The following is an 11,465-nucleotide window of genomic DNA, read 5'->3' as shown; positions in this document are numbered from 1 at the left end:
CTACTACCTATAACGTGGAACTCAATACCATCAAATGGGCTAGCAACCAATCTAGCCCTGTAGGTAGACCAGTTAGTTTTGATCACAACTGGCGAAGCTCTAAGTGGCATGATTTCTTTTAAGTCAATCCAATCGTTCATCATCAACTGTCCTATTTGATTGAGGTTCTAGATTTGGGTAAGCGGTACAGCACCAGCGATACAGCCTAATTTTATTCCCCTACTGTTTACTAAAGCGATTATGGGCGTTCCTGATAGCTTCGTTGCGAGTTAAGCCATCATCCTGAACACCGTTAACCCATGCTTGCCAATAATCGCTATTCGGGCCTGAATGGTCGGGGAGGTGAGACACCTCCAGCGTACAGTTGGCTATAGCTGTTATGTTTCCGCAGGTATCTCGGGTTTCAACCACTTGCTCTATGCTTGACATAATTTTTTCCCTAATCGATTTATAGAATGTTAACTTTCCTTTAAGACTTGCAGGCCTTCAGCTGACGCTGAAAATCCTGTTTCAGAACTACTCATTTTTGAGGCTCGCAAACTTCGACAGCACGACTTCCCATATTTCAATCATCCTATTTAACGATGTTGAACAGGGCTCTACGCTGCTCAGGAAGCTCACTGCTACCGAGATTCTTCGTTGCCACCTTACCGACCAGCTGTCCATCTTGGTCGGTTATGATGAATCCAGCGCCTCTAATGTGTCAAGTGCATAACTAAGATTAGTACTTTTCCTATTGCCGATACCAGCAGGATAGTAATGCGCCTTCATGCCAAACTTTTCGATTTCAACTATGGCAGAATCAATACTCTCTTCAGATAGCCGATTACCTTCTTGAGCCTTCTTAATACGCTATATGAGCCAGCCAATCAATTACAACTTTAGTTTTGGTTGTGTCATTAATCGCTAAAATATATGTCTTAATGGTCTGTTTCGGGCGAATGTCGCACAAGGTAAGCGGCCTAAGTCTTCTCGTCTTTGTGGGTGTCATTCCGCTATAATCCGTGCCAAATTATTAGGTATGGATTATGGGAGTGGTTATGGGGAGTTTGCAGCGTGCGCTGAGGTACTCAGTAGTACTTGTTTTAGGTATGTTCAGTTGTGGTGTGTTAGCGGGCGATTTTACTGTTAGCCAATCACCCGCATCGAGTTTTGATGGGGTTGTGAGCCTTAGCTGGTCAAATCAATCGAATCATTTTAAAAACGGCTCGCCGTCATCATTATTTATTACCACTAGCCCTTCAGTTGTACCGCAGCTGAATTTGGCTAAAACAGCCACATCAGCAACAATCAGTGGCCTGCCCGTCGGTACTACAACTATTAATGTTGTTTATACCGGTCAATTCAGTACCGGTAATACTGGCGGGGCCCGCACAGGCTCTGTCACACATACAGTCACTGTTGCGCCACCACCGCCTGTTGTGATCACCCCTAATCGCCCATCTAGCCTTTCGGTAAATAGTGCGAACGAGCCAACCGTCACATTAAGCTGGCCCTCTATTAGTAATGCGAATTATTACAATATTGAAGCGGACAATCGTGACGATAGTGCAGGTTACTCGCCATTCGGCCCTATGGTACGCGTCACTAACAACCAAGCAACAGACACCCTTGCTGGTGGGCTTTACCGCTTTAGGGTACGCGCCTGTAACGACATATCTCAAGCAGCAAGCTGCTCAGCTTGGCGTTACAGTAGTGATCGCCGTATTAACGCACTCGATTCGCTATTTAATGTTAATGGTGCCCCTACAGAATTCCAATACGATTTAGGCAATGCCGGCATCGCGGAAGACTTTACCCATAGCGATTTTGTCGCAATTACGCAAGGCTCTATGGGCGTTAAGCAGGGTGCAGCAAGCTACTCAATTCCCATAAAAATTCCCCCCGCTATTAATAACTTGGCGCCTAATTTAGCTCTAATATACGATAGTGAAAATACCAGCAGTCGTGCTTTTGGTGTTGGTTGGGCGGTTTCTGGCCTATCTGCAATCACTCGTTGCGCCGCTTCTTTCGCTACGGAACAAGAGCAAGCACAAAAGCCCAACCCCAAGTTTAGTGATGGTGACCGTTTATGCCTTAACGGCCAAAAACTGGTACTTCGTTCAGGCTCCCTAAACGCATCAGATTCAGATTACTGGTCGTCGTCCGCCGAATATATGACCGAGCAAGATAGCGTTATCCGTATCCGTAAAAATTCACAGCAAAACGGTTTTATTGCAGAAAGCAAAGGTGGGCTTCGTTTCTATTATGGCTCCACACACGGAGAAGAGAGCCGCGTTTATCGCCCGGGAAATTATGGCGGCGATATTATGAGCTGGAAATTATCGCGTGTCGAAGACCGTTACGGTAATAGCTACAGCCTTAATTACCAATACAATACCGCAAGTAATGAAAATAATATTCGCTGGATAGACCTATCTCCTGGTGCTCAGGTCGTATTTAATTACGAAGATCGTGGTGGTGACTACCTAAGTGGTTATACGCTGGGTGAGCAGTATCGCGTCACTCAGCGCTTATCTTCAATCACCACTTATACGAGCGCACAGGAAGATGTCGTCGGTTCTGGCCAGCGTGTTTCACGCTATCGTATTAACACCAAGTTTAGCCCCATCACCGATAGGCTTTTGGTAGATCAAATTTATGAATGTGGGTTTGATGCTTTTGGCACAGAGCAATGCGCAAAGCCGCTCACATTTGACTGGTCAGAACCCGAAGTGGGTTTTGAGGATGAATACACAACAATGGAGTGGTGTGATGGCTTACAACAGAATACCCGCCACTGTATTCAGGATCCTAAAACCTATGACTTACTGAGCGCAGGCCATAATTTTAAAAAGGCCGCGCTAACACACTTTGGTGTCGGTTACTTCAGGGTAGACCCCCATGTTGGCGAAGCCACCCAAGAGATAAATGTCAAATTTGAGCATCCGAACGGCGATATCGAAACTCTAACTGTTGCAAAAAGGCCAGTACCGCAAACGGTCCCGGAAGGCCAAGACATCCCTTCTCATTCGGCAGACGGTTATCTTCTTTGGGATAACGACAGTGAATCAACTTTCTTGGCTACTTTGGGGGCCAGCTATGGAGCACCTAAACTTGCTGTTGGCGACTTTAACTCTGACGGTTTAACAGATTTCTTTTTTAATCGTCATTTGTGGATCCAGAAATTAGAAAGCGGGAAAACAGTATTTAAGCAGCAAGCCCCGCTAGCTTTTGATGCACGGCGCAGTGCAATGGTACAAGACACCAATCAGGACGGTTTGCTGGATATTTATGGTGGGATAAATAACGGTAATGGAGGGTTCGACGGCGTAACCGGGAGCTTCCGCCCTGAAGGCCTTAGGTATGCGCTAAATAAGGATAAAAATGCATATGAGCCTTTTTATGGTGATTTTAATGGAGATGGCTTGCTTGACTCACACAGGGGTATAAATGGCGGTAGCTCTATTAAAGAGCTTCCCGCAAAGCCAGTACTTACCGGCGTGCAAATTATTGATATAAACCGCGATGGAAAAGATGACTTGGTTTATAGAACCGTTGTAAATGGTGAAGCCGTAATACGCGCTCAGATAGCGCGTATTAACAATGAAGGTCAAGTGTATTTTGACGTCGTAAATACAGACCCCCTCAATGGCCTGCTTGAACCACCTTTGCCGCCCCTGTTAGATAACGGCGAGTATTATTTCGGTAATGAAAACTATATGGGAAGCATGACTCTTGAGGACATCAATGGCGATGGCCGTGTCGACTACTTTTTGGGAGGGGGCTTATACGGTCGTGTTCCATATTACAAAAATGGTGAGAGAAACGAATTTGATAACGCTAAAGTCATTCTCGCTAAGCGCGGCCAGCCCGATATGTTAGCGTCTGTTACCGATGGTTTTGGCGCTGCTGTTAAGCTCGATTTTAGTGAGTTGGTGGGGGATGCCAATGCCGGTGCGCCACTTTACACTGCTTCAACGCTTGAAGAAGGTTACCCCTACAAAGCCCCAAGCCTCTCTAAGCAAGTCGTTAAAACATTATCTTCCAGTAATGGGGTTGGTGGCTTTAATAATGTCTATTACAACTACCATGGTGGGCGTGTAGATGTAACCGGTCGTGGTTTTAGTGGTTTTGAAAAGATAACAACGACTAATGAAGCCTTAAAGATTAAAACAGTTGCCGAATATAATGTTACATGGCCGTTAAGTGGCAAGCCGGCTAAACAAACAGTAACAGCGTTTGATGGCGGCAAAATATCGGTCGATCAATACTTTTATAAAACCCACCCCGACAACCCGCGCCTTGTCGTTAAAGAGCGTGAAATTAAAGAAATCTATCAACTTGAAGCAAGCCCTATTTCGGTAGAAGAGACCGTCAACACACACGACAAATTTGGTAATCTTAGAGAGCAATATACATACCGTGCACCACAGCTTAGTAATAACTCTGCGCAAAATAATTGGACTCATATAACTGGTCTTAGTGCACGATACAATAATGACGAAGATAATTGGCTTATCGGTTTTGCGGAGTGGCAACAGACATTATCGATGGATGCTGATTTCAACGTGGCGTGGCACAATAACTATTTCACCCCAGAGCCAGGAACAGTCGATACCAAAACCGTTAAACGCTATGCCAATAGAGCCGTAGAGTCATTAACAACCTATACGCGTAATAGCCAAGGGGTTGTTACTCAAACGCTTACCAGTGCCGCAGACGATACCCAAACCCCCTCTGCGGATAGGGCCTCCAATATTCTTGAATTAGACGATGGCCTTTATCCAACGCGTATGCGCAATGCCAAAGGGCACGAAACGTATATGGAGTATGAAAAACGTTTTGGTAAAGTCAATTTTACCCGTGATGCGAACGGTCTAGAATCGTCAATTACCTACGATAGTTTAGGGCGCAGTATTAAAACCGTAAGCCCTACGGGTGCAGAAACACACATTAAAAACTTCTATTGCGATAATGCCCCCATATCATGCCCAGAGCGGGCCGTTTACCTAACCACTACAATCACCCAGCATCCACTTGAAGGAGAAAAGCTGGCATCGCCGCTCACTATTCAGTATTACGATAGCCTACAACGTGTTATCAGCACAGAGACCTTTGCGATTGATGGTTCCTCGGTTAAGCAAGATACAGAATATGATTCCGCGGGGCGTTTATTGCGTGTTAGCGAACCCTATACCTTGTTCCCAATGGCTTTTACCACCTACGCTAATTACAACGCACTGGGCGAGGCGCAAACCATTACCGCAGCCGACGGCGGCGCTGTTTCCATAGCGCATTGGCAAGAAGGTAATCTCTACGTCACCGAAAAAACAGTAACTGTAGCCGATAGTAACAGTAACAATGGCATACAAATTACGCTTACTTACACCAATGAATTAGGTCAAGTGGTACGCGTAGAAGACGCCGACAACACACCCACTACTTATGCCTACGACCCAGCCGGTAACTTAAAAGAAACCATTGTTAATAACAATGCAGCAACCAAGGTCACCATCAACCACGATGCCGCTGGCAATAAACTCTGGATTCAAGACCCAGCCGCAGGCCGTATCGATTATGTGTATAACGGCTTTGGTGAGCTACGCGAGCAAATTTGGCAAAAAGGGACGGCGAGTCAAAAATCAATGCGCTTCGACTACGATGTTTTAGGTCGAAAAATAAAGCGCGTGGATACTCCAGTAACGGAAAGCCAAAAAACGTACGAATGGATGTACGATGTTATGAATAAAGGAACGTTATTTGCTGAGCTTGATAATTCCTACCACAAAGTTTATTTTTACGATGAGTTTATGCGCTTAAGCACAACCCGTGAATATTACGGCGAAGGCTATATTGATGCAAATTACTCCTACGATAACTTCAGCCGCCCAGAAACAACCACCTATCCAAGCGGTTTAAAGGTTAAGCAAATCTATCATGCCACTGGCGTCCCCGTGCAAACACTGGACATTACCACGGCGCAATCTAAGTTGTTATGGGCCTTAGGCGATACCGTCGACGAGCGTGGTAATTACACCTATCAATTGATGGGGAATGGCGTGGTAACCGAGCAAAGCTTTGATGAACTCAATGGTTTATTGCGCACAATTACCAGCGGAAAAATCACCAGCGGCAGCATAGCAAGCTTACAAGGCACACTGCAAAAACTCAGCTACGATTGGGACTCTATTGGTAACCTGCAACAACGCCGTAGCGAGCGCGTTAATAGCAGTGGTTCGCGCATAGAGGACCTGACTCAAAACTTTATGTACGACAGCCTAAATCGCTTAGACCATGCACATGTTTTTGGCCTAGGTGCAATTCCCAGTATGCGTGATTACCAATACGATGCTTACGGTAACCTTACGCATAACGGCCAAAGTGAGCAAGTTTACGGGAAATCGAATGGTGCTAGTATTTACGGCGTAACCCGCGCTAACAACATTAATTACCATTACGATGCTTACGGTAATGTGGTGCAGCGTGGCAATACCCTCAACGAATACGACGTATTTAATAAACCTACACAGCTTGGTAATACCCAGTTTTGGTACGGCGCCAATCACGATAAAATAAAACAAAAAAACGGTAATAAAACCACCTACTTTTATATGGGCGGTCAGTACGAAGTCGAAGACAACAACGGCACAAAAACTACAACCAGTTATGCGGGTAGTTATATGCAGAAAAAGGTGGGCAGTACGATTACTCACCGCTACCGTTTGTTCGACCATCTAGGCAGTACCGATACCATTCTGAACGAGAATGGTAGTGTTGAAGAGCGTATGGCCTTTGATCCGTTTGGTAATACGCTAGAAACCCATTTTGGTTCTGGGGCATTAGCCAATGCAGGTTCGTCTTCCTATAAAGGCTATACCGGCCACGATATGTTAGATGGCTTAGGGCTTATTCATATGGGCGGAAGGGTTTATGACCCAACTGTTGGGCGGTTTTTGAGTGCGGATTTGTTTGTGCAGTCGCCTTATAATTCGCAGAGTTATAATCGGTATAGTTATGTGTTTAATAACCCTTTGGGGTTGGTTGATCCTAGCGGGTATAGCAGCGAATCATTTTTCATGTCCGGTTTATCTCTAGATAACCATTATGCTATGAATATAACATTTCGATGGGTGTCGCCAGATTTCGATGCTTCGCAGGCAGTAATGCCAAGCAGTGACGGTATTATGTCAAATGCTTTTCATGCGGAACAAAAAGTATCGCTAGATAGTCTTGTGAAAGGTTACGGTATTAATGGGCAAATGCGATTGGGCACTGTTACATATAGTGAAGATATTATGCCCGGGGATCCTGAACACACAGACTCTAATGCGAAAGGGACATCGCTTGATTCTGTTGCACAAAAGGGTGATCCTGATAATGGAGGCTTTTCGCCAATACCTGGGACTTATTTTGATGCAGGAGGAAACCCGGTAACCGTTAAGGTCGGGCCGTTTGGTGGTACGGTTAGTTCAGATGGTACTACAGGGTATGATTTTGATACTGAAACAGGGATGTTATATAACCCGCTAGCTACGGGGGCGGCATCGCAGACCTGTCCAAGCTGTTATTTGATAGGTGGTGCTGGGGTATATAAGGCTTTATTTAGTGGTGCAAAGAGCCAATATATAACGGTTACATCTTGGGCTAAAGGTCCAGCTGGCACCGCGAATTTATCGGCAAATCGATGGGTTATGGTTGGCGGGCCTACCAGATTGAATTTTATAAGGACCGGTTTATGGGGCCCGCAAATGACTCTTCGTCCATTTTCGTTTTCATGGGGCGGAGGGCAATATAGCTCTATTACCAGAGAGGTGCTGAGGTCAAGGGTGGGGTACGGACCCGGCCTAGATGGCGCTAAGGGCGCCTTATTCGGGCAACGCTATTACAGGCCTTAAAATGAAATATTTTTTTTATGTTTTAACAATTTTTTTTACTTTAAAAATAATCTGGAACTTTTTACTTCCTTTGGTTGCTGTTCGAGTTGCCAAGGAGGGCGATGGCACTCGTAATATATCCTTAATGCCTGTTGAGTTTGTGTTGCTGATTTTCATTGCCTTTTATTCTTACTTTAAAGATGACTTTGTTGTGTTTGGATTGGCAGGTGGCTGGCTGTTCCTAGCTGGCGCGATATTGATAGCGGCATCTTATTTGTGCCCATTTTTTATTCTTAGAAAAGTGTTCAAATAAGTGTTGTTTCACAGTTTCTAGTGAAGACGGATTCTGATAGGGACAATATCGTTGCTTTTTTCTCGACTCTATCGGGGTCTGGGTTTGTGATTTTTGCAAGGCCGTTAAAGGCGCCCCAGATGGCACCAGCCATGGAGGCTATGGTGTCAGTGTCTCCTCCGAGCTTGATTGCTTCGTTAAGCATTGACTTGAAGTCTTGATTTCGGAATTTCAAGGAAAAGTAAATGGCAGTAACGCATGATTGCGGGGCTGCTATTCCATTGCCTAGTTTTCTTTTTATTTCTCTGAGCTTTATGTCTGATTGGGTTAGAGCTGCAATGCAAAAAGTAAGTTTATCTGTATAAATTTCTGATTGGCTATGGCGGAGTAGTTTCGTCAAGATTGTTTCGCTGTCTAAATCTTGAAGTGCTGCTTGAGTTGCCAGCGCTATAAGCCGGGCACCTTCGATTCCTAGCGGGTGGGCATGAGTGATCTCTGCACTTTTCACTACATTGTTTAGTAATGCCTGAGTGTCGGAAGGGAAGCACATGGCTAATATTGGCGCTCTCATTGCGGCGCCATTCCCAAATGACCCTGTTTTAAATTTATTTTTGTTTACATCTCTCCAGTTCTTTCCCTTTTTAATGAGCTTTAACAGTTGCGAGGTGGAAGGGCCATACCCTCTTGACCACTGGTAACTCTGGGCGAATGTGTGTGCTAAATGATTCTGGTCGATTGCGTTGTTGTGAAGGAATGACTCTGCCACATCGATAGCCATTTGGGTGTCATCTGTGTATCTCAATTCCCCGCTCTTTGTTTTACCTATGGCCTTCCAGAGCAACCTTTCTAGTGGGCCTCCTTCATAAGGTGCGCCAAATGCGTCGCCCATAGCAAGTCCTAGGAAGCAACCTTTGTACTTATCAATACTTGTCATCATTGAGTCCTGTTAATGCTGTCATTAGGCTGATTGCTGTTGTTTAATCAGCAGTAGTAATCGGGGACACCCAAAACTAAAACCTGTTAAATCAATAGGTTAGTATTTCTTGGGTCTAACCCTCAACACAAAAAGCCGCTAAAGCTTAACTGCCTTAGCGGCTTTTTTTATTTCTTATTGGTAATCTGTCGCTGCATGGATTGCTTGGCTTGGTGCTTTAACATCAGCCCTTCTAATACGCTTTGTGCGATTTGTTTATCCTCGTCATCAAATTGGCTGACGGCCTCAAACTGCAGTTTTAAAGCATCGTCAGGCCCCCGTAAATCTTCCTCTGTCATCTAATCTAAATGTTAAAAATGGGGCTAAAGCTCCACATCTTCAATGTTACGTATGTCATAGCTATCCCCTGGTTGTTGTTGGAATAACTCCATTATCTAACTATACATAGTGACTCTTTGTTAATACTTTCCTCGGCGGATGCATAAAGCGTTTCAAGCGTGGCTCGTATGCCTGCATAGTTGGGCTCTATATATTCATATGGCTGATCGTCTGTTTCGTGGCGTAACAGCGCACATAGCTCACTCTCGCTAGCGCCCCGCCTAGCAGCGCGAGTGGCCAACGTTCTTCGGCCACTATGCGTGGTAAATCTCTCTATGCCAGCCTCTCGACCCCACTTAGTAACAACGCTTTGTAAGGTATCGCAGGCCCAATAAACCTCTTCCTGATTATCTTTATTCACTCTAACTTTCTTTTTAAGTGAATACGGGCGTTTGTTTTCGCTTAAAATCAGCTTGGAATCTTTGCGTAAACCCCGATACTCATCATTATCTCCCATCATGAGCCTGTTTTTAACTCTATGGTCAACGTACTGCTCAAGCGCGGAAAGCAACTTTTTGTGGTAGAAAAATACATGGCCGGCCTTGTTGTTTTTGCAGTGCTTAGCGGGAATTATGATTTCGTTTTTCAGTTTTCCACTTTTCCAAATAACGTCCTTGATCTCAATTACGGCGACCTCGCTAATTCTTAGGCCTGCGCCAAATAGAAGCCAAACGATCAACTGATTTCTTTCGGGATTTCGAGTATCACCGGCAACATAGAGTAGCCGCTTCAATTGTTTCGGGGTAAGGACGGGTGCCTTCTTTTTAGATGACTCCCTATAACGGCGTACAGCCCTAGCAGTAGGCATTAAACCTCACATTTCGGTCACTTTCCCCTAAGTTACTCCGAATGAAGCCCGATTGCAACAAACCCGTATGGGACGTGAACTTAAGGGAAAAGTAGAGGGCAGGGTGAATGGCGCAGCGGTCTTCATAGAAGCGCTTTTTTTGGGATGACATCGTGCGCGGTAAGCGATACTCTACTAGACATATTTGACCTGTTGGTGTAATTTAAGGACTAGACATATATGGCTAGTGGTAAAGACAGTGAGTTCCATAAAAAGGCCAAGGATAGAGGCTGGTTATTAGAAGAAATAGCGTCTCGCTGGGAGATTAGCGTGCGGCAAATGAGTCGGGTCGCAAACAACCCGAAGCCTAAAGACTTAGACGCCGTTACAGGCTTACCGAGCAAGAAAAAATAGAGCATTCGTTAATGGAATTGACACCCGACCTTAAAGGTAAACCCTATGAATTGGTCTGAAACGCCGTATCCAGTAATCGCCCTGGTCGTTGGATTTATTACGCTCATTCATTGCTTTTCTAACCATCGAAGGGCTTGGGTTTCACGTATATCTGCGCTACTTTTAGTGGTCTCCTTGCTTACGACAATAGCCTCTGGAGATGATGGCGTTGGGACCTCTGGGGCCGCTTTTTGGATTGTTGTCGTTGGGGTGCTCGGTTTCGCGGGCTTAACCGTCTTAAGCGTAATAATTGCTTTGTATGACGCTCTTTTCACTGCAAACACAAAAACCGTAACTAAAAATTAGGGGCTTGGACTTTCAATGTATGGGATTACCATTAACCGCTCCCGACCAAGCTGAAAAAATATGATTATCGCTTTGCTCATTTTTTGTGGGGCAATGAACCCGACTGCAGAATAAGAGGACGCTAAGTTATGTCAGATACAATACTCGATAAGGCTGACCACAGCTTTAACCGATCCACTTTCCTCCGTCAATTCTCCTTCCCCTTAGGGCTTGTTGTTGGGTGCGCTATCTGCGCCGTATGGTACTTTAAGGCGATGTATTTTGATGAGATCAGCGCTGAAAGCTATGCGCAACTTAATTATATCTTGAGTTCAGGCGCCAGCAATAATACTACGAACATGATAAAGCTCGCCTTGTCGGATAACGCGATTAGCATGCGCGAGAGTCGGGATATTTACTCGGCCATTATCAGTGAAGAGGGCCGATTAACCGTGCCATTGCGCTTCAATCTTGACCTTA

Annotated in this window: 9 protein-coding genes; 5 read left to right on the top strand and 4 right to left on the bottom strand. The window is 45.1% G+C overall.

Translation table 11 applies throughout. The features are described from left to right. Positions 1-219: 219 nt before the first annotated feature. On the bottom strand, positions 220-429 hold the full coding sequence (locus tag AC3A8L_RS15260) for a hypothetical protein (RefSeq protein WP_487963131.1): 210 nt from the start codon (positions 427-429) through the stop codon (positions 220-222). A 611-nt stretch (positions 430-1,040) separates the two neighbouring features. On the opposite strand from AC3A8L_RS15260, the gene AC3A8L_RS15255 reads away from it, so the two are divergent. Then, positions 1,041-7,877 carry an RHS repeat domain-containing protein gene (locus AC3A8L_RS15255; protein ID WP_487963130.1) on the top strand — a complete coding sequence of 2,279 codons (6,837 nt, stop codon included), beginning with the start codon at positions 1,041-1,043 and terminating at the stop codon, positions 7,875-7,877. A gap of 1 nt (position 7,878) precedes the next feature. Further along, the gene (locus AC3A8L_RS15250) at positions 7,879-8,169 is read left to right on the top strand and encodes a hypothetical protein (RefSeq protein ID WP_487963129.1); all 291 of its coding nucleotides are present in this window, start codon (positions 7,879-7,881) and stop codon (positions 8,167-8,169) included. Here the strand turns inward: AC3A8L_RS15250 and AC3A8L_RS15245 are convergent. The 3 genes from AC3A8L_RS15245 to AC3A8L_RS15235 form a co-directional block, all read right to left on the bottom strand. Further along, the gene (locus AC3A8L_RS15245) at positions 8,162-9,085 is read right to left on the bottom strand and encodes an ADP-ribosylglycohydrolase family protein (RefSeq protein ID WP_487963128.1); all 924 of its coding nucleotides are present in this window, start codon (positions 9,083-9,085) and stop codon (positions 8,162-8,164) included. The genes AC3A8L_RS15250 and AC3A8L_RS15245 overlap by 8 nt on opposite strands. 164 nt (positions 9,086-9,249) lie before the next feature. Then, entirely contained in the window at positions 9,250-9,420 is a 171-nt protein-coding gene (locus AC3A8L_RS15240; protein WP_487963127.1) for a hypothetical protein, read from the bottom strand. A gap of 92 nt (positions 9,421-9,512) precedes the next feature. After that, complete coding sequence (locus AC3A8L_RS15235) at positions 9,513-10,268, bottom strand: tyrosine-type recombinase/integrase (RefSeq protein ID WP_487963126.1); 756 nt, start codon at positions 10,266-10,268, stop codon at positions 9,513-9,515. A gap of 219 nt (positions 10,269-10,487) precedes the next feature. Here AC3A8L_RS15235 and AC3A8L_RS15230 point away from each other — a divergent pair, with 219 nt between their 5' ends. The 3 genes from AC3A8L_RS15230 to AC3A8L_RS15220 all read left to right on the top strand — a co-directional run. Next, positions 10,488-10,661, top strand: a complete 174-nt coding sequence (locus tag AC3A8L_RS15230) for a hypothetical protein (protein ID WP_236987173.1) — start codon at positions 10,488-10,490, stop codon at positions 10,659-10,661. 45 nt (positions 10,662-10,706) lie between these two features. Next, positions 10,707-11,006 (top strand): hypothetical protein, encoded by a 300-nt coding sequence (locus AC3A8L_RS15225; RefSeq protein ID WP_487963125.1) that lies wholly within the window; start codon positions 10,707-10,709, stop codon positions 11,004-11,006. A 128-nt stretch (positions 11,007-11,134) separates the two neighbouring features. Further along, positions 11,135-11,465: hypothetical protein (locus AC3A8L_RS15220; RefSeq protein WP_487963124.1), on the top strand; the 331-nt coding region annotated here is incomplete at its 3' end.

The organism is Marinagarivorans sp. (genome assembly GCF_982758155.1).
The sequence above is the reverse complement of the archived record's forward strand: the minus strand, read 5'-3'. Positions and strand labels throughout refer to the sequence as shown.

Excerpts from the sequence above, each read along its gene's own strand:
- AC3A8L_RS15260 (WP_487963131.1), bottom strand. The coding sequence starts at position 429 with ATGTCAAGCATAGAGCAAGTGGTTGAAACCCGAGATACCTGCGGAAAC.
- AC3A8L_RS15255 (WP_487963130.1), top strand. The coding sequence starts at position 1,041 with ATGGGGAGTTTGCAGCGTGCGCTGAGGTACTCAGTAGTACTTGTTTTA.
- AC3A8L_RS15250 (WP_487963129.1), top strand. The coding sequence starts at position 7,879 with ATGAAATATTTTTTTTATGTTTTAACAATTTTTTTTACTTTAAAAATA.
- AC3A8L_RS15245 (WP_487963128.1), bottom strand. The coding sequence starts at position 9,085 with ATGATGACAAGTATTGATAAGTACAAAGGTTGCTTCCTAGGACTTGCT.
- AC3A8L_RS15240 (WP_487963127.1), bottom strand. The coding sequence starts at position 9,420 with ATGACAGAGGAAGATTTACGGGGGCCTGACGATGCTTTAAAACTGCAG.
- AC3A8L_RS15235 (WP_487963126.1), bottom strand. The coding sequence starts at position 10,268 with ATGCCTACTGCTAGGGCTGTACGCCGTTATAGGGAGTCATCTAAAAAG.
- AC3A8L_RS15230 (WP_236987173.1), top strand. The coding sequence starts at position 10,488 with ATGGCTAGTGGTAAAGACAGTGAGTTCCATAAAAAGGCCAAGGATAGA.
- AC3A8L_RS15225 (WP_487963125.1), top strand. The coding sequence starts at position 10,707 with ATGAATTGGTCTGAAACGCCGTATCCAGTAATCGCCCTGGTCGTTGGA.